Source organism: Varibaculum vaginae (assembly GCF_900604285.1).
Taxonomy (GTDB): domain Bacteria; phylum Actinomycetota; class Actinomycetes; order Actinomycetales; family Actinomycetaceae; genus Varibaculum; species Varibaculum vaginae.
In genome coordinates, this window is record NZ_UWNY01000001.1 from 608,902 (window position 1) to 627,362 (window position 18,461).

The following is an 18,461-nucleotide window of genomic DNA, read 5'->3' on the forward strand; positions in this document are numbered from 1 at the left end:
AGAGGTATGACTCATGTTTTATCCGCTGTTGCTTGGCCCTACGCCAACGGTCCGCGCCATATTGGGCACGTAGCCGGTTTTGGCGTCCCCTCCGACGTTTTTAGCCGCTATATGCGGATGGCCGGTTACGAAGTGTTAATGGTATCGGGCACCGACGAACATGGCACCCCGATTCTGGTGCAGGCCGAGGCGGAGGGGATTTCTCCCCAGGAACTCGCCGACCGCAACAACCGACTAATCGTAGAAGATCTGGTGAACCTGGGGCTCTCTTACGACCTGTTCACCCGTACCACTACCGGCAATCATATTGCGGTCACTAAAGCCATGTTTGCGCAGGTGCGCGATAACGGATACCTGATTGAAAAGCGGGCGATGGCCGCGATTAGTCCCTCTAGTGGCCGAGCGCTACCTGATCGCTATATCGAAGGTACGTGCCCGCTGTGCGGTGCCAGCGGAGCGCGTGGGGATCAATGTGACAGCTGCGGTAAACAGCTAGATCCTATCGACTTGATTGACCCGGTTTCGAAAATCAATGGGGAAACCCCTAAGTTCGAGGAAACCTCCCACTATTTCCTAGATCTACCCGCGCTCGCGGACGCCCTGGGTAAGTGGCTTGACGAACGTGAGGCCTCCGGGACTTGGCGACCCAATGTGATCCGTTTTTCCAAGAACATCTTGGCGGAAATCAAACCGCGCGCTATGACTCGCGATATTGATTGGGGAATTCCCGTTCCCGGCTGGGAAGACCAACCCAGCAAACGCTTATATGTGTGGTTCGATGCAGTGGTGGGATACCTATCGGCCAGCATCGAGTGGGCACGGCGTATCGGGCAGCCCGAACGTTGGCGGGAATGGTGGAATGATCCCCAGGCTCGCTCCTACTACTTTATGGGTAAAGACAATATTGTTTTCCACTCCCAGGTTTGGCCTGCCGAGCTGCTCGGATATAACGGCGAGGGCGATAAAGGTGGTGAGCCCGGAGAAATGGGACGGCTCAACCTGCCCACCGAAGTGGTTTCTTCGGAGTTCTTAACTATGGAGGGCAAGAAATTCTCTACCTCTAAATCCGTGGTGATTTATGTGCGGGATATGCTTTCGCGTTACCAGGCCGATGCCCTGCGCTATTTTATTTCCGCGGCCGGCCCCGAAAATCAGGATGCTGATTTCACTTGGGCAGAGTTCGTGCGTCGCACCAATGATGAACTGGTAGCCGCCTGGGGGAATCTGGTAAACCGGGTAGCTTCTATGATTCATAAACGGGTAGGTTCCATTCCTCAGCCCGGGCAGTTACAGCCGGAAGATCAACGGCTATTAGACCAGGTAGAAGCGGGCTTTGCTGAGGTCGGGGAACTGATTGAAACCCATCGCCAGAAGGCAGCATTGCAGCAGGTTATGCACCTGGTGTCACTCGCTAATCAGTACGTGGCTACTACCGAACCCTTTAAGCTAAAAACCCCGGAAACCCAAGAGCGTCTCCACACTATTTTGTGGGTATTAGCCCAGGTAATAGCGGATCTTAATCTAATGTTTTCCCCCTTCTTGCCCTCTTCGGCAAATGCAGTTGACCGTGTATTCGGGGGGACGGGCGAGATCGCCCCTATGCCTCGTATTGAAGAAGTTACTGATTTAGACCAAACTAGAGAAGACGGTTCAGATTTCACCTATCCCATTATTACGGGTGATTACACCCAGGTTCCCCGGTGGGGCAGGCATGAAATTAAAATCGGAAGTTCAGTTTCTAAACCTAAACCTGTGTTTAAGAAGTTAGACTCTGAGATCATAGAAGAGGAATTAGCCAGGCTTGCTTAAAGCCGAGGCGCAAAGGAGAAGGTACGTGGCAGGGTTTTGGCAACGTTTGAAAAGACTCTTTCGGGGGTCTTCAGCTCGTGATGACGAGCGCGACTCCCGCCTGCCTTTAGCCTTGGAAAGTGCTGGTAAGGAAGAAGATAAAACCGAGGTTGGACGTAAAGTTTACGAATCCTCGGGGGTTGTGATTTTAGAAGGTGGTACGGCCGAGGAATCACCAAGCGAAGAAACGGCTATCGCTCCCCCTGCATCTAAATCGCCAGAAGAAAAAGCTAAGGGTAGGGATACTAGTGTCCAATCACAGGCGCAAACCATCCCCAAGTCAGAACGAAATCCTGAATCAGCCCTCGAAAAAAGCGGGAAAGCAACCTCCGTGGCTGCTGACAATCACCAACCTCAGCGTGCTGTGGAACCGGTGAGAGAGCCTGAACAGAAACTTCCCCTACAAGGGGTAAAAACTGCAGATATTTGCGCAGCAAATGGTCAGGAAACTTATGGTGCGCCCGCGATTGATCGCACTCCGGGACGTAAACTAATTTTAGCTTTTGAAAAACGATCTCAGTGCGGACAGGTTCAAGTCTGGTACACCCGTAGTAATGATCATGGAATTAGTTGGGAAGAACCTCGTGTCCTCTTTGATTCAGAAAACTACACTGACTCGGGGGAATCCTTCACTGATCCGCAGATAATTATTTCTCAAGTAACTGGACGAGTTTTCATAGCGGTAACTACCCGCACCGGCGGTGACGACTCCCAAAATCGGATTGCAGTGGCTTTCACTGACGACGAGGGGGACTCCTGGCGTTACCGCGATTTGACCAGTCTAGTTGATGGGGATCAAAGCTGGATTTCACGGCGTACTGCTCATGGGCATGGCTTGCAGATGCGTCACGGGATTTGGACCGGTCGTCTTGCCTACGTGGCGATAGCTACCGAGGCAGATGGAAGACGAGGTGCAGTAGCGGTTTGTTCGGACGACCAGGGAATTTCTTGGTGGGCAGGTAAACTGGCTGGCGAAAGGGTTGTTCAAGCTACTATCACCGAGCTTACCAGCGGTGAATTAGTGTTGGGATGTGTCGAGGAAACCGACGAGGGGCTAACTTTTAATGCCTATGCCTCAGCTGATGGAGGACGTAGCTTCACCCGATCCCTAGGTAAGAACGCTTTCGGAAAAGCTTTGCCGGTTGCGGTGGAGCGGGCGTTCTATTCTGCTCCCGAACATACTGAACAATCCCGGGTAATGCTGGCGGTGGCACGTAACCAAAATGGGCAGGGAACAGTGCGCTCCATGTTTGATTTTGCCTCCGAGCTCTTGGGGATTATGCCCTTTACTTCCCGTCCGGTGAATTCGCTTGACGTGGTTTCCCTGGAGGATATTCGGATCGTGACTGTGGCGTATGAAACAGATTCTGGGATTTCAGTAGCCGCGTTGTGTATTGATTCTTTGTCTTTGAAATATCTAGCAGTCGGCTGGAACGCTACCGAGGCGGAACAAAACCAGGTGTTGCGGCGTGCCGGTCTGCTTACTAGAAAATAATCTTCGATAACCAGGTTTAATGATTGATTTTAACGCCCTTTTTTCTGGCGATACTCCTACGCCCCAAACCATGCTACCCGGGGGAGCTTTTTCCTCTCCGGGTTCTTCCTTGCCGGATGCCCCCGCAAATCCTGAAGAAATAGTTTCAGGTTTAAATGACCCGCAACGGCAAGCGGTAGAACATTACGGTAGCCCGTTGCTGGTAATGGCAGGAGCCGGTTCCGGTAAGACCCGCGTCCTCACCCGACGTATCGCCTATCTGCTAGCTACCGGCAGAGCCTATCCCTCGCAAATCCTAGCGATTACTTTTACCAACAAAGCGGCTGCAGAAATGCGGGAACGGGTCAGTGCTCTAGTAGGCGCGCAGGCTAGTGAAATGTTGGTTTCTACTTTCCATTCTGCCTGTGTGAGGATTCTTCGCCGCTATGCTGAGGCTGCCAACCTGAAATCCTCTTTCACTATTTATGACCAGAACGATGCTACCCGCTTAGTATCGATGATTCTCAAAGAAGCTCAGCTCGACCCCAAACGCTTCGTACCGAAAAAGATTCAAAATCGGATTTCAGATTTAAAGAACTCTCTGATCGATCCCGATACTTTTCTTAGTTCTGCGGGGCCAAGCCCCGATGCGGAAGTATTGGCAAAGGTTTACCCGATTTATCAGCGTCGCCTAATCGCTGCTAACGCCCTAGATTTTGATGACCTGATTATGCGTACGGTCCAAATCTTCCGCAGTAACCCCTTGGTGCAAGCCAGCTTCTGCCATCGTTTTCGCCACGTACTGGTAGATGAGTACCAAGATACTAACCACGCACAATACGTGCTGGTTAAACTGCTATCGGGAGTAGCAGGCGCGGCAGTTAATCACCCAGAACAGGTGCAAGGTGGACCAGTAACTCCGGCGGGACTTACGGTAGTTGGGGATTCTGACCAGTCTATCTATGCTTTCCGCGGCGCAACTGTGCGTAATATTGAGGAGTTCGAGAAAGACTTTCCCGGTGCGCGTACTATTTACCTAGAACAGAATTATCGTTCTAGCGGGAATATTTTGGCGGCAGCGAATGCGGTGATTTCTCATAACCAGAGCCGGCACAAGAAAAAGCTGTGGACCGATTCTGGCGAGGGTGAGAAAGTTGGGATACGAGTTTGCTCTGGTGACCGCGACGAGGCACTAGCGGTAGTTGAAGAAATAAATAAGCTGGTAGGCGGTAAGTATACCTATGGTGATATTGCGGTATTTTACCGAATAAACGCGCATTCGCGTCTCTTAGAAGAGACCCTTACCCATGCGGGGATTCCTTATCGGATTATTGGCGGAACCAAGTTCTATGAACGCAAGGAAATTAAGGATGCGATTGCCTACCTGCAGTTGGTGGTAAATCCTGATGATACGGTGTCCTTTGCCCGAGTGATCAATACTCCTAAACGTTCCCTGGGGAACAAGGCGCAAGAGGCATTGCAAGTCGCAGCGAACACCTATGATATTTCTCCGGGGCGGGCAGCTGCTTTGGTGTGGAAACAGGAGCTAGGAGAGAAACGTCCGCAAGCTGCGGACGACCGTAATCTTTCAGGTATCAGCGAGGTAACTCCCGATTCTACGCAGGTGTCAGGACTGCCAGCCCGGGCGCGCAGTAATATCGCTAACTTCTGGGATTGTCTAGTCGCCGCTCGTCAAGCCTATGTTGAGGGTGAACCGTTGAAAGATATCTTACAAACGGTGTTGACCGAATCGGGATATTTGAAGTCTTTGGAGGGTTCCAAAGACCCTCAAGATGCGGTGCGTCTGGATAACCTTTCAGAGTTCTATAACGTGGCTTCCCAGTTCAGTGAAGATGAACCAGAAGGTACTTTGGTGGACTTCTTAGAGCGAGTCGCCCTGGTGGCAGATGCGGATCAGCTTCCAGGCGATCAGCGCGGTCAAGTTACTTTAATGACCGTACATATGGCGAAGGGGCTAGAATTCCCGGTAGTTTTTGTCACCGGTCTAGAGGAGGGGACTTTCCCCCACTCCCGAGCCCTGGGGGAGGACGGGGAAATGGCAGAGGAACGCCGTCTGGCTTATGTGGCGATTACTCGAGCACAGGAAAAAGTCTATCTGACCGCCGCACATAATCGGCAGATGTGGGGAGAGACCCGTTGGCAACCGTTATCACCCTTCCTGCTAGAGGTGCCGCCTGAGCTTTTAGATCAACCTGAACAATTGAATAAGAACAATGGGCAGTTGGATTTTTCCTCCGACACTTCCCCTTGGAGTTACGGAGGTAGCTGGAGTAGTTCTCGCGGACGCACCGGTAATACCAGGTATCGCGGTCACAGTGAAGGTAGCTATCGACGCGGAGCTGGCAGTTATCGAGACGAGACCACTAGCGGCCCTGCTTTTGGATCAGGGGGTACTGGGAAGGTTGTACGCCGCGAGACCGGGAAAGTAAAACGTTTGGGCACTGAGTTGGGGGCACGTACCGATGCTAATGCCTCTATCGGTAAAGCTGCCGGGGTCGGAACTGGGGATCGGGTGCGGCACGACAAGTTTGGCGAAGGTACAGTAATCGCGATTGAGGGGCGTGGCCGGGCAAAGAGTGCAAAAGTAGAGTTCGAAGGGGGAGTAACCAAACGTTTACTGTTACGTCTAGCGCCGATGGAAAAAATCTAGTTAGTTAAAAGTCTGAGGGCGAGTTAAAACTAGCGCTAGCTATTCAGATGTCGCCTCGTTTGAACTGTTAAAAATGCTCGGGGGTTGGATGAAATGTCCAACCCCCGAGCAAATTTCTTCCGTTACCTAGCAGGTAGGGAGAAAACTAATATTTTTAGAGGATTCCCAGCTTCTTGACGGTAGCGATTTCTTCCTGTGCAGCCTCTGCATTCTTAGCGATCTGCTGTTTAGTCTTTTCAGGCAGTTCTAGCCCTTCTACTACCTGATATTGCCCATCTTTGCAGATAACAGGCATACCGTAGATGAGACCCTCTGGAACTCCGTATTCGCCGTGAGACGGACCAGCGAAGGTGGACCAGTCACCCTCGGGAGTGCCGAGCGCCCAAGTGTGCATATGGTCGATAGCCGCCGAAGCCGCCGAAGCCGCCGAAGAAGCACCCCGAGCTTCGATAATGGCAGCTCCCCGCTTAGCTACGGTGGGAACGAAGTAGTCGTCCAGCCAAGCCTCATCGACCAGTTCTGGAGCCGGCTTGCCGTTAACGGTAGCGAAGGTGAGATCCGGGTATTGATCAGCAGAGTGGTTACCCCACACGATCATCTTCTTAATATCTTTGACTGCGGCGCCAGTCTTTTCTGCCAACTGGGAGATAGCACGGTTGTGATCCAGACGCATCATGGCAGTGAAACGTTCTGCGGGGACATCCGGAGCCGACTTGGAAGCAATATAGGCGTTGGTATTAGCCGGATTGCCCACTACTAGTACCCGGATATCCTCCGCGGCATGGTCATTAATGGCTTTGCCTTGCGGGCCGAAAATACCGCCGTTAGCCGCCAAAAGATCTGCGCGTTCCATACCCTTGCCGCGTGGACGAGCCCCTACCAAGAGACCGTAGGAGCAGCCTTCGAAGGCTTTATTGGGATCATCGAAAATATCCACCCCCGCAAGTAGGGGGAAGGCGGAGTCATTTAGCTCCATCGCAGTGCCCTCGGCAGCCTTAACCGCTTGGGGGATTTCCAGTAGGTTTAATTTCACCGGCTGATTCGGGCCCAGCATTGCACCCGAAGCGATGCGGAATAGGAGGGCATAGCCGATATTACCGGCAGCACCAGTAACGGTTACGGTAACGGGTTTTTTACAGCAGCATTCTGCCATTAGATTCTCCTTCATTGAGAAATTTTCTTACCGGCCGCGTGCAGCCGGTCAAGCCAAGTAGACTTATGCTTTAACCCTAACGCTTTGAGGTGCTATCTGCCACTGAGGTCGGGAAACAAAACAACGATAAAACCGCAGGAAATATGGTATCTCTCGAACTCTAGATAGCTTTATTGACCCTTAGTCCTAACTGGAGTCTGATCCGATAGGAAAACTGCGGGTCGGTGCCTGAAAGATAAACAGGGGCAGCGCTATTTTTGAATACCGGTAAAAATAGTGTGCTCGTAGAGGAAGAAACGCAAAATAGTGCCTAACGCCAGCCCTATCACATTAGCGGAAATATTGTCGGCCAGGAGTGAAGAAAAACCGAAGAGGTAGTGGCTGATTCCTAGACAGATTATGGCCGGTAGCATTCCCAACACATTTACTACCGCAAAGCCCAGGAATTCTTGCATCCGCCGGTTAGTGCGTTTATTTCGGAATGTCCAATAGCGATTAATTACCCAAGAAAAAATAGTGGCCACCGTCGCCGCCAGTACTTTTGAAGTTAGGGGATGGGTAGATAAAAAACCCAGCATTAACAAATTAAATACTGAGACATCCACTAGGTAGTTCATTCCACCCACGAGACAAAACTTAATTATTCGGGTGACACGTCCCGGATAGCTAAGATAGGCGTACAGTTTTTCCACAGCTTAACGGTTACAGACGAGAATAAACCGGAGTTAGTTGAGCGGTACGAGCGTTAGAAAGCCGGTCGGTACGTCGGCCATCTGCTAACTGCCCTTGAGCATAGTTACCTAGACAATACATATTGTTCTGCTTGTCGAGCATACAGGTGAAGGTATTACCCATAACCAGAGTTGAGCGAGAATTGGCTCCCAGGCGAGCATCAAGCCCGCTGATAGCAGGGGCAGCTCCGATGGCTGTTGAATCACTGGCAGCAACTCGCTGGGTGAGAGCGATGTTGGGGCCGAGCTGCCCGAAATCATTACGACCCCAACAGTAGGTGCTATCGGCCGTGGTGACTGCGCATCCGCCATAAAATCCCAGGTAAACTTGCCCTACCTCTGGTAAAGAACTAACTAGTTCCGGTTCAAGTATTCCCAGATTATTGGACATATTACCCGGCTTTCCTGCCTGGCCGTCGCTGTTAATCCCCCAACAGTAAAGACGTCTATTGTTCTCGGCGATTGCGCAACTGTAATCACCGGCTGCTCGCAAGGACACAAACTTCATATCAGACACCGGTGCTGGACGTAACTGGTAATCCACGACTAGCTCGTTATTCCAAGAGTCTAGGCGGGATTTTACCCCCCAGCAATATACGGTGCCGTCTTGTTTGAGGGCGCAGGTGTGGTCATTGCCAGCGGCAACCTCTTTAACATTGGTCATTACCGCTACCGGTTTCAACTGGTTGCCGATGTTGGTACTGTTGCCCACTTGCGCCATTTCATTAGCTCCCCAGCAGGTAAGCACCCCGGAGTTGGATAGGGCGCAGGCATGGCGTCCTCCGGCAGCAATCTGGGCGGTGTCTGCCGGTAGTGCTGTAACTCGCAGCGGATTGAAAGAGCCAGAGAGTTGATTGCGGGAGCGAGCCTGTCCTAACTGGCCATAGGCGTTATCGCCCCAACAGTAAACAAAGCTATCGGTACCCAGGGCGCAGGTATATTCACGGCCAGTGGCGATCTGAGTGAACTTCACCGGCTGGTTAGCAATAGTTTGGGGGGTAATCGCTGGTTGTCGGCTGATAGGAATCCCCAATTGGCCGGATTTATTGATTCCCCAGCAGCGCGCGGTGCCGTCGACGCGCAGGGCACAGGCAAATGAGCCGGAAGCTGAAGCGCGTCGCAAGTCTTGGGCAACTCCTACTGGTTGAACGGTTTCCGAAGGGGCAGGAGTCTGATTGAAAGTGGGGACTGGGGAAGGGCCAGGTTGTACCGGGCGTAGCGAAAGAATTATGCGCGGACCGTTAAAAGTAGGGGTAGGGGAAGGCCCGGGCATTACCGAATCGTAGTCGGAATCGGAACTAGAGGAAGAGGGAGAGGGCTGGGGGTTGACTGGCGTGAGAGTGATTTCATAGGTTGGTTTGTTATCCCCTGCGATTGAGAAAGCGGGAGAAATAACTAGGGCTCCCAGAGTTACTAGCAAGGCTAACACGGCCAAGGTTGCCTGCAGTCCAATGCGTCGCTTCGAAGTCGCGTCACGCATCCCTATTCACCTCCCGTCTTACCTCGGGAATCCTACAGCCCATCTGAGTACATTCTAACTTATTTTTAACCAAGTTAGAAGTTAGAAATAGGGAAAATCCTGGCTAAATTCTACTTCTAAGGTTATTTATGGTAGCAGGACTTACGCACTAGGGTAACCTGATTACATGAGTATTTTAGTTGTAGGCGGCGCCGGCTACATCGGCGCACACGTCGTTCGGCTCCTGGTCGAGCGCGGAGAAAAAGTAGTCGTGATTGACGATTTATCTTACGGTACCCCAGATCGAATTGGTGACGCCAAACTGGTACAGCTGGATGTCGCGGGTGCAGGGGCACGAAAGAAAATTTTCCAAACCCTCATTGACGAAGATGTAACTGCGGTTATTCACTTTGCGGCACGAAAACAGGTAGGTGAATCGGTGGAAAAACCGATGTGGTACTACCAGCAGAATGTTGGGGGGTTGGCAAATGTTATGGCCGCCATGCGTGATGCCGGTATCCGCCAGATGATTTTCTCTTCCTCAGCTGCGGTTTATGGGCAGCCAGATGTGCCGGTGGTTCCCGAAGAATTAGCGGGTAAACCCATTAATCCTTATGGGGAAACTAAGCTAATTGGTGAGTGGATGATGGCGGATTGCGAACGCGCCTGGGGTTTACGCTGGATTGGGCTGCGTTACTTCAATGTGGCTGGTTCTGGTTGGGATGACCTGGGTGATCCTGCTCGTCTCAATCTGATTCCCATGGTGCTTGAGCGCCTAGCCAAGGGAGAAAACCCCAAGATTTTTGGTACCGACTATGAAACTCCTGACGGTACCTGCGTGCGCGACTATATTCATGTTCGCGACCTTGCTGATGCTCACCTGCACGCTCTCGATTATGTGGCATCCGGGCAAGAGATGGAAAACCACGTCTTTAACGTAGGTACGGGGCAGGGAACTTCGGTTCGAGAAATCGTGGAGGGCATCCGTAAGGTTACCGGCATTGATTTTACCGCGGATGAGGAAGCCCGCCGCCCCGGAGATCCTGCACAGCTAATCGGGGATACCACACGGATTCGCGTAGAACTTGATTGGAAAGCTGAGAACGGGATTAAAGAAATTCTGGAGTCTGCCTGGAGTGCCTGGCAAGCAGGTCCCGATAGAATCTCGGGACTATAGGGCGGCTTTAGAGCGCAGTTTTCTACCCCCGGTAAAGGGATTCCGTGCCCAAGGAGCCTTCCCGCCCCTTCCTAACGTGGGAGGTAGCGGGAACGGTCCAGCGGGTACCAGTTCATGTAGTTACTGGAACTGGTGATATTGACTAGGTTGGAGCGTGCCCTTCTGGAAAGCTGACCAGAAACCGGAGATTTTTTGCGTATCGAGCAGCACCATTGCGCCGTGCGCGCCGTCATAGTAGGCCATATCGGCAATGGGAGGCGCTCCGGTGAGGTTATTCTTGGTGGCGTTGCGGTAGGTCAATAGTAGCTTTCCGAGCGCCCAGGTACCCGAATCGTTATCACAAGTCAGGTTTTGGGCGCCCGCGATTGCCAGATCCTGTTGCTTGAAAGGATTCAGGAAAGTAGAGGGTGTGAACAGGGTATCTGCCAGTTTAGAAACCACCTGTCGTTGCCGTTCTGCTCGGCCGATATCACCCTTGGGATCCTGTTGGCGCATTCGGGAAAATGCTAACGCGGTGCCCCCATCCGCCCGGTGGCAGCCGCTTTGCCATTTCAAAGCGGAATCGGCGTCGTCAACGTCATAGTCTAGACAAAGTTCGATTCCCCCAACTGCGTCTACCAATTGAGTTACTGATCCCATGCTAACTTCTAGATAGTGATCAACTTTTACTCCACTTAAGCTTTCTACCGTTTGCACCAGTAGTTTGGGGCCTTCCAAAGAATAAGCGGCGTTTAGCTTGTTTAAACCGTATCCGGGAATATCTACTGCGGTATCACGGGGGAGGGAAACGATGGCGGACATAGAGTTAACTCTGCGTATCAGCATGATCGTATCTGTACGGGCGCCTACGTCCTCACCGGAAACTCCGCCATCACTACCATCGGAACGTTTATCAGAGCCGGCGATCAGCCATGTTTCACCTTCGTTAGCCGGCAAAGCAGAGAGTGCATCAACCCGATTTAACTGTGAATTCACTAAATGGCAAAGGTAGAGCGGCCAGGCAATCATAAAAATTAAGCCGAGTGTTAGCCCTATTGCCAAAATACGGCGAACTCTGAAGTTGGGGCGTGGAACTCGGCGCTCTTTAGAGGGCGGAATTGGCTCTAAGCGACTAGGAGTCTGGGGGGTTCCCAGCTCTTCTGGGGATGCATCTAGTTTTTTTTGGGGTAATACTCGGGTGCGAGCGGGCGCGGAGCGCCCAGCAAATCGGGAACCAGTGCGCATTTGTATGGGAATCTCTTGGGCATTGGTGGTGCAGGATTCCTTCTGGTGCGCCTGATTACTGCTTAGTTTTCTTGAAATTGCGGGACGAACCCTATTTCCCCCAGGGGTAGGGGAAGTATAACTTGTGTTCTGGTTATTGGCTGGGGAGGAGGAAACCTGGTTACCAGCTTGAGAGCTTTCTGGGCGGTTTCGTTTTTCCCTAGGAGAATATGAGGGGGGAATCTGTTGTTTGCGCTGCGGACGGGGACGTTTAGGTGGGGGAAACGATGCTGGAAGATCCGACTGACTCAAGTTACTTACTCCCTGATTAAAACTTGGGTATATGACCTATTTTTTCGCTTCGCACTTCCTTTGCAGTGCAACTAGGTCATCGTTTGGTTCCTGGGAACTGGCATCATTCCCATTGTTTTGGGGGCTGGAAGTGGTTGTGTTGGATTCAGTGCTTTTCCCGCTTGTAGTGTCCCCACTGGGGGAGCTAGCAGAGGGAGACGCTGAGCTCTCCGCTTCGATAGTGTAAACCTTGCCGTTACCGTCTCGAACTCCAACTCCCACCGGCAGGGAAGTATCGTTAATAAAAGCTTCCCAGATGGGTCTTACTTCTTCATCTTTTACCACCACTCGGTTGGGGTCGGTTGGGGCGGGATAAACTGGCAGGGTAACGAAACGAAGGTTTTCCGGTTTCAGCGACTGTAATGACCAGCCTAAGCCAGCCATTTCGGATACTGAAGATATGCCTTCAGAAATGCTCAAAGACCGTAATCCGCTGCCAATAAAATCGTAAAGTTGGTTGAGGGAAGTTAGCATATTTTTTTGCATAGCAGTGCGCATCATAATTCCCATTACTGCTTGTTGCCGCTCAATACGTTTCAGGTCAGACCCATCAGAACCTTCCACTCCTTCCCTTACACGCGCGTAACCCAGTGCTTGTTGGCCATTAAAATGGGTACATCCGGCCTCTAGATTTAGTCCCGAATTTTCTTGGTCATGAATGGCGGTGGGGATATAGACATTAATTCCGCCGAGAGCGTCAATCATAGAAGTAAAACCACTGAAATCTACCACTACGGATTCGTCAATTCGCATTCCAGAAAGTTTTTCTACAGTTTTCCAAGTGCACAACACCGCTGAAGTGCGGTCGTTGTTAGTTCCGCCGATAGAAAAAGCCCAATTGAACTGGGCATATTCTGGAGAAGATTCTGTGCCATTTCCCAGGTCGCACGCAGGAATGTCCACTAGCAAATCCCGGGGGATGGAAACCACGTTCACGTGGGATCGATCCTTGGAGATATGCATAATCATGGTGGTATCTGAGCGCTCACCATCGTCCTCGCCGCCAACTAAAGCTTGATTTTTGTCGCCCGCGCGGGAATCGGAACCAATAATCAAAATATTGATTGCACGTCCACTATAGGAATCAGGCGGGGTACGCCCCAATTTGCTGGCGGTATGGATGTTATTCACTTGACTAGATAAGTCGCGGTAAACCAGGAAACCTCCGGTGAGCGAAAAAGAGAGGGCAAACCCCAAGACACTGATTAGAATCCTGAGCAGCCTACGTGGGTAGGGGGGATTAACAGCGTGAAGGGTGCGCCCTAAATAGGCTTTTGCGCTTATCTTGTGTGAACTCACGTGTGTCACTCTATACTGTTCTGCCTAAATTGTAACGATTTGGCTAAGGAGTTAGGGAAGTTGCCAGTTAATTGGGGTTGTTCCCAGCTGTTGTAGCAAAGAATTGGTACGTGAAAAAGGTCGGGAACCGAAGAATCCACGAGAAGCTGATAATGGAGAGGGGTGTGCTGACTGTACGATCGGAGTTTTTCCGAGTGCAGAGCCTAGGGATTGAGCCTGCTTCCCCCATAGGATGGCTACCAGTGGCCGGTCGCGGGCTATTAAAGCGGAAATGGCGCAGTCGGTTACCTCTTCCCATCCGCGTCCTTGGTGAGAACCGGCCTTATTCGGGGTGACGGTAAGTACTCTGTTCAATAGCATTACTCCCTGTTTTGCCCAGGGACGTAAATCCCCGCTACTAGGAGTGGAACATCCTAAGTCGTCGTGGAGCTCCTTAAAAATATTTTTTAGGGATTTGGGAATTTCTATTCCTGGTTTTACCGAAAAAGACAGTCCCATTGCGTTCCCGGGAGTCGGGTAGGGATCCTGCCCCACAATTAATACTTTTACCTGATCAAAGGGGTAAGTGAATGCCCGAAAAATGTCCCCGCCAGAAGGAAGATAGTTATTGCCTTCATCGCGCAGCATCTTGCCCATTTCCGAGATTTTTGCAGTGGCTGGAGTCATTACTTCCGCCCAGGAAGGGTGCATGATCTTTTCCAGGTTTGTGCTCATGGCTTCATCTTAACCTGTTCTTCTAGCTTAGCTAACGGGGGTAAATGTTTATTCATCGGCGTGGCAGTCGCCCCTTGAATGGTCTAATCCGGTTAACCTGTGTTTGTGAGTAAACAAGAGTTTCCGGAAGATGAGTTTGATGTGATGGCCGAAGATGGCCCCTCGGGCGCTCATCGTCGCCCGGTTAGGCGCTGGCAGGCACTGTTACCTATTTTAGTGGTACTCGTACTCGGCCCAGCTTTGGCTTGGGGTGGGGTAGCCTTAATGAAAAGTGCCGAGCATACGCAAACTCCTGCTGCCACTAAAACTACGGCTGCGACCGCGAGCTCCAGGCCGAATACTAGCCCCAAAAAGAATGCTAAACCGCAGAAGTCGACGGCTCCGAAACCTACTGAAAGTCCTGCTGCTAAGGTTTCGGCAGAAGAGAAGGCAAAAGCCCGAGTATGGGTGCTGAATGCCTCTAATCGCACTGGATGGGCAAGAGAAATTGCAGATAAGCTCGAGAAGGATGGTTTTTCGAGTCCGGTGGCCAATAATACCCAAGCTAGTGGGATAAGTGGCTCGATTGTGCTTTATCGGGGTTCTCAGTTTGAAGCTGTCGCCAAGGAAGCTGCGAAAGTGGCAGGTATTAGTGATGTGCAAAATGCAGACAGTGGCGGATACCAAATTGGCGATACTGATATTGCCATTTATTTACTAAAGTGAGTTAGTGCTTATTTTAGGGGGCATGTTTACCCTTGTTTATTCCCCATCTTTAGACACGCACGATTTCTCAGAGATTATTTACTCGCCTATTTTCACTTAGAGGGTATTTTAGGTTCTGTTTTTCGCTGAAAGTTTGCACTTGCTATAGGAGAGTGCCAGAATCGTAGTTAGCACTCGAACCTAGAGAGTGATAAAACCGAGTTCTTGGTGAGGGGGCAACGTTCCGAGACGGGATCGGGGCGGAGTCCTCGTCCGTCGCGGGCATCAAGGCTGGGTCGAAGATCTAACCGCGTGGCGCGAACGCGTTACGATGGAGGGAATACAAGCATATGAGCAAGATTATTGCTTTTGATGAGGAAGCTCGTCGGGGAATGGAGCGGGGTCTAAACACCCTGGCTGACACGGTAAAAGTAACGTTGGGGCCGCGTGGTCGTAACGTAGTTTTAGAGAAGAAATGGGGAGCCCCCACCATCACTAAAGATGGCGTGTCTGTGGCCAAGGAAATCGACCTCGAAGATCCCTATGAAAAGATCGGTGCTGAGCTGGTCAAAGAGGTCGCCAAGAAGACTGACGATGTGGCAGGTGACGGCACCACCACTGCCACTGTATTGGCTCAAGCGCTGGTGCGCGAAGGGCTGCGCAACGTGGTAGCCGGGGCAAACCCAATCGCTCTTAAGCGCGGGATTGACAAGTCGGTTGAGGCAGTTGTGGATCAATTGCATGCTGACGCTAAGGAAGTTGAGACTCGCGATGAGATTGCTGCTACCGCTTCTATCTCCGCAAATGATCCCGAGATTGGGGCTTTGATTGCGGACGCCATGGAAAAGGTGGGCAACGAGGGTGTTATTACCGTTGAGGATTCCAACTCGTTTGGTACTCACCTGGAAGTCACCGAAGGTATGCGCTTTGATAAAGGCTACATCTCTGGTTACTTCGTGACTGACGCGGACCGGCAAGAGGCCGTACTAGAAGATCCCTATATTCTGCTGGTGGAATCGAAAGTTTCCCAGATTAAGGATCTGTTGCCGCTGTTGGAAAAGGTAATGTCTACTGGTAAGCCACTGCTGATTATTGCCGAGGATGTAGACGGCGAAGCCTTGACTACCTTGGTTTTGAACAAGATTCGCGGCACCTTCAAGACTGTTGCGGTTAAGGCTCCAGGATTCGGCGACCGTCGTAAGGCGATGCTACAGGATATGGCGATTCTAACCGGCGGACAGGTAATTTCCGAGACCGTGGGGCTCACCCTGGAAAATGCGGAACTGGATATGCTGGGCAAAGCGCGAAAAGTGGTTGTCACCAAAGATGAAACCACTATCGTGGAGGGAGCGGGAGCTGCCGAAGATATCGAGGCGCGGGTCAAGCAGATTCGTCAGGAAATCGAAAACACCGAATCTGATTACGACCGTGAGAAGCTGCAGGAACGTTTGGCTAAGCTGGCTGGCGGGGTAGCAGTTATTAAGTCGGGTGCGGCCACTGAAGTGGAAATGAAGGAGCGTAAGCACCGGATTGAGGACGCGGTTCGTAACGCGAAAGCCGCGGTTGAAGAAGGCATTGTGGCCGGCGGTGGGGTTGCCCTGCTGCAGTCCGGTCTGAAGGCTTTGGATAGCTTAAAGCTGGAAGGTGACGAAGATACCGGTTCTTCTATCGTTCGGGTGTCACTGTCCGCCCCGATGCGGCAGATCGCTGAGAATGCCGGTTTGGAAGGCTCAGTTGTGGCCGAACGGGTCGCAAACCTGCCTGCTGGTCAGGGGCTAAACGCGGCTACTGGAGAGTATGAGGATCTGCTGAAGAGCAATATCGCTGACCCGGTTAAGGTTACTCGTTCTGCTCTGCAGAATGCTGCCTCAATTGCGGGTATGTTCTTGACCACTGAAGCAGTGGTGGCTGATAAGCCAGAGCCTCCGGCTCCGGCTGGCGGTGACGATGCTGCAGCTGCAGGTATGGGCGGAATGTACTAATCGGTGCTGCGGTTGCTTGGCGGTATATAGCTGCTAGGCACAACTGATACTGAGAAGCGGGGGGCGAACCGAAAGGTTCGCCCCCCGCTTTTGCCTCCCCGCCTTACCCAGCAAACATGGCTGCCGCGCCACTTTCAGCATCTTCGTAACTGGCGGATGCGGCCTGTAAAGCATGGCCGATAGCATCAAGGGCGGATTCCATCTGGGCTTGAGCAGCGCGCCAACGGGTAGCACAATCCGCGAAGGAGCTGGCAGCTGTCCCGCTCCAGGATCCTTGTAGAGATTGAACTTGCGTCATCATGGCGGCGGCATCGGTGCGTAGCTGTCCGGCGATTGCTGCTGCTTGAGCACCTGCGGCCGCCACCTGTCCGGAATCTACGTTGAACTGTGCCATATAGTTTTCTCCTTAAAGTAGCTTATTGATTGGTTAGCGTCATCAATCTAGAGCCGGGGCGAAGGAGATATTGCAGTCCCTATAATTTTTCGAGGAAATGACAGTATTGGGCACGCCTGTGTACAAATCTGTAAATCGAAGATCATCCAATTATTTATATTGGACGATTTTGCGGTTATATCTCGGACAATGAATCCTCGTCATCGGCGGAAGAATACATATTTTCCTCGTTTTCGTCTTCCTGAGGCAGGGAGGGAGAATCTTCCTCTTCAGTTTCATCAAAATTTTGAGCGCTGCGGCTTTCAAGTTTTTTCACAGCAATCTTTCGCATAGTTAAAGTGGAGAACTGGTCAGCCACATTCTCCATTGAAGACAATCCATTTTCGGTTTCGTTAGCGACATTTTCGGCTTGTAACTGCGCAGCTCGTTCCTCTATGGCTTTTCTTTCGGTGGCTGATACTTTTACTACCGGGATCTTGGTGGAAGAGGGTTTGTCTTCCGGTGACAAATTTGGCTGGCGGGATATCGTTCGTGCAGAAGCACCTTTAATCACTACGATTTCCGAGGTATCAGTAGCGGAACTTTTGTCTTTATTCTTGGGACGCGATACGGTTTTTTCTTTCCCGGTCGGATCCCCCGGAATTAAAGCTGAAAGCTTCGCGTACTCACCCTCCAAATTTTGTCGTGCCGCATTCTCGTTTCCACTGCCCAGGGGGGAGTGGAAAATCGTATCCCGTGCCAGGAGCTTCGAGATCAATGACCTTCGCAAGCGGGCGTAACGGAGCTGCTCCATAGCATCCATCTCCGCCCTCATTAACTGACAGTAGCTGCGGTAATCCTGAGGGGAAGCTCCCAAATACGAAATGGCAGCATCAACAAAAATACAGGCATCTAAATCATCAGAGGGAGGTTGCCGTCCTTCTAGCATCAGAATCAGTTCCCCGACCCGAATGGCATTTTCTTTTTGCGCTCCGAGCTGCAAAAGACGATCAAGTGCAAAATCGGAAGAAGCGGGATAGTTTTCGTAGTTAGTGGTATTTCTAGCTCGCGTTTGTGACTGGGTAATTACTCCGTGATACCAGGCAGCTACGGTTAAAACTGCTGGTTGCTGTGAAGCGTTAGTGAAGTGATCCAAACAAGTTAGCAGGCGAATCAAATGGGAAGTAGTGTGAAACTCTCGTCCGACAGATTGCCACATTCCCAGGAGTTTATCTGCTTCTTTCCGTAGCAAGACGTCATCGGCTATCCCCAGCTCCCGCATAGCTTTGACGAATCCCGTCTGTAGCCAAGATGGCGCACCTGGCATAGCCCTTGAACCCCC

At 51.5% G+C, this 18,461-nt stretch carries 14 protein-coding genes; 6 read left to right on the forward strand and 8 right to left on the reverse strand.

Annotated elements, in window-relative coordinates; translation table 11 throughout:
• Window positions 1–6 precede the first annotated feature (6 nt).
• The 3 genes from metG to EFB02_RS02580 are packed head-to-tail and all read left to right on the forward strand — an operon-like array spanning window position 7 to window position 5,993.
• Window positions 7–1,809 (forward strand): methionine--tRNA ligase, encoded by a 1,803-nt coding sequence (gene metG / locus EFB02_RS02570; RefSeq protein ID WP_122820040.1) that lies wholly within the window; start codon window positions 7–9, stop codon window positions 1,807–1,809.
• Between the two features lie 25 nt (window positions 1,810–1,834).
• Window positions 1,835–3,343, forward strand: a complete 1,509-nt coding sequence (locus EFB02_RS02575) for a sialidase family protein (protein ID WP_160115355.1) — start codon at window positions 1,835–1,837, stop codon at window positions 3,341–3,343.
• Between the two features lie 19 nt (window positions 3,344–3,362).
• The gene (locus EFB02_RS02580) at window positions 3,363–5,993 is read left to right on the forward strand and encodes an ATP-dependent helicase (RefSeq protein ID WP_122820042.1); all 2,631 of its coding nucleotides are present in this window, start codon (window positions 3,363–3,365) and stop codon (window positions 5,991–5,993) included.
• A 154-nt stretch (window positions 5,994–6,147) separates the two neighbouring features.
• Here EFB02_RS02580 and EFB02_RS02585 read toward each other — a convergent pair whose 3' ends face one another.
• From EFB02_RS02585 to EFB02_RS02595, 3 genes are all read right to left on the reverse strand, one after another.
• A complete protein-coding gene (locus EFB02_RS02585; RefSeq protein ID WP_122820043.1) occupies window positions 6,148–7,146 on the reverse strand; it encodes a malate dehydrogenase in 999 nt (332 codons plus the stop codon).
• A 251-nt stretch (window positions 7,147–7,397) separates the two neighbouring features.
• Window positions 7,398–7,838, reverse strand: a complete 441-nt coding sequence (locus EFB02_RS02590) for a GtrA family protein (protein WP_327395122.1) — start codon at window positions 7,836–7,838, stop codon at window positions 7,398–7,400.
• Between the two features lie 10 nt (window positions 7,839–7,848).
• Window positions 7,849–9,357, reverse strand: coding sequence for an RCC1 domain-containing protein (locus EFB02_RS02595; RefSeq protein WP_122820045.1), 1,509 nt, complete (start codon window positions 9,355–9,357; stop codon window positions 7,849–7,851).
• Between the two features lie 166 nt (window positions 9,358–9,523).
• Here EFB02_RS02595 and galE point away from each other — a divergent pair, with 166 nt between their 5' ends.
• On the forward strand, window positions 9,524–10,513 hold the full coding sequence (gene galE, locus EFB02_RS02600) for a UDP-glucose 4-epimerase GalE (RefSeq protein WP_122820046.1): 990 nt from the start codon (window positions 9,524–9,526) through the stop codon (window positions 10,511–10,513).
• Between the two features lie 120 nt (window positions 10,514–10,633).
• Here galE and EFB02_RS08815 read toward each other — a convergent pair whose 3' ends face one another.
• The 3 genes from EFB02_RS08815 to EFB02_RS02615 all read right to left on the reverse strand — a co-directional run bounded on the left by EFB02_RS08815 (window position 10,634) and on the right by EFB02_RS02615 (window position 14,080).
• Entirely contained in the window at window positions 10,634–12,028 is a 1,395-nt protein-coding gene (locus tag EFB02_RS08815) for an LCP family protein (protein ID WP_234992705.1), read from the reverse strand.
• A gap of 36 nt (window positions 12,029–12,064) precedes the next feature.
• Window positions 12,065–13,198 (reverse strand): LCP family protein, encoded by a 1,134-nt coding sequence (locus EFB02_RS02610; protein WP_147471014.1) that lies wholly within the window; start codon window positions 13,196–13,198, stop codon window positions 12,065–12,067.
• A 219-nt stretch (window positions 13,199–13,417) separates the two neighbouring features.
• On the reverse strand, window positions 13,418–14,080 hold the full coding sequence (locus EFB02_RS02615; RefSeq protein WP_122820048.1) for a uracil-DNA glycosylase: 663 nt from the start codon (window positions 14,078–14,080) through the stop codon (window positions 13,418–13,420).
• A 105-nt stretch (window positions 14,081–14,185) separates the two neighbouring features.
• On the opposite strand from EFB02_RS02615, the gene EFB02_RS02620 reads away from it, so the two are divergent.
• Window positions 14,186–14,785 carry a LytR C-terminal domain-containing protein gene (locus EFB02_RS02620; protein WP_147471015.1) on the forward strand — a complete coding sequence of 200 codons (600 nt, stop codon included), beginning with the start codon at window positions 14,186–14,188 and terminating at the stop codon, window positions 14,783–14,785.
• A gap of 329 nt (window positions 14,786–15,114) precedes the next feature.
• Window positions 15,115–16,746 (forward strand): chaperonin GroEL, encoded by a 1,632-nt coding sequence (gene groL / locus EFB02_RS02625; protein WP_122820050.1) that lies wholly within the window; start codon window positions 15,115–15,117, stop codon window positions 16,744–16,746.
• Window positions 16,747–16,849: 103 nt separating this feature from the next.
• Here groL and EFB02_RS02630 read toward each other — a convergent pair whose 3' ends face one another.
• Both EFB02_RS02630 and EFB02_RS02635 read right to left on the reverse strand, forming a co-directional pair.
• On the reverse strand, window positions 16,850–17,140 hold the full coding sequence (locus EFB02_RS02630; protein WP_122820051.1) for a WXG100 family type VII secretion target: 291 nt from the start codon (window positions 17,138–17,140) through the stop codon (window positions 16,850–16,852).
• Window positions 17,141–17,315: 175 nt separating this feature from the next.
• The gene (locus tag EFB02_RS02635; RefSeq protein ID WP_147471016.1) at window positions 17,316–18,446 is read right to left on the reverse strand and encodes an HD domain-containing protein; all 1,131 of its coding nucleotides are present in this window, start codon (window positions 18,444–18,446) and stop codon (window positions 17,316–17,318) included.
• Window positions 18,447–18,461 lie beyond the last annotated feature (15 nt).

What these genes read in the sequence shown, in the direction of transcription:
- EFB02_RS02615 (WP_122820048.1), bottom strand. Translation starts at nt 14,080, where the DNA reads ATGAGCACAAACCTGGAAAAGATCATGCACCCTTCCTGGGCGGAAGTA.
- EFB02_RS02580 (WP_122820042.1), top strand. Translation starts at nt 3,363, where the DNA reads ATGATTGATTTTAACGCCCTTTTTTCTGGCGATACTCCTACGCCCCAA.
- EFB02_RS02595 (WP_122820045.1), bottom strand. Translation starts at nt 9,357, where the DNA reads ATGCGTGACGCGACTTCGAAGCGACGCATTGGACTGCAGGCAACCTTG.
- metG (WP_122820040.1), top strand. Translation starts at nt 7, where the DNA reads ATGACTCATGTTTTATCCGCTGTTGCTTGGCCCTACGCCAACGGTCCG.
- groL (WP_122820050.1), top strand. Translation starts at nt 15,115, where the DNA reads ATGAGCAAGATTATTGCTTTTGATGAGGAAGCTCGTCGGGGAATGGAG.
- EFB02_RS02635 (WP_147471016.1), bottom strand. Translation starts at nt 18,446, where the DNA reads ATGCCAGGTGCGCCATCTTGGCTACAGACGGGATTCGTCAAAGCTATG.
- galE (WP_122820046.1), top strand. Translation starts at nt 9,524, where the DNA reads ATGAGTATTTTAGTTGTAGGCGGCGCCGGCTACATCGGCGCACACGTC.
- EFB02_RS02630 (WP_122820051.1), bottom strand. Translation starts at nt 17,140, where the DNA reads ATGGCACAGTTCAACGTAGATTCCGGACAGGTGGCGGCCGCAGGTGCT.
- EFB02_RS02585 (WP_122820043.1), bottom strand. Translation starts at nt 7,146, where the DNA reads ATGGCAGAATGCTGCTGTAAAAAACCCGTTACCGTAACCGTTACTGGT.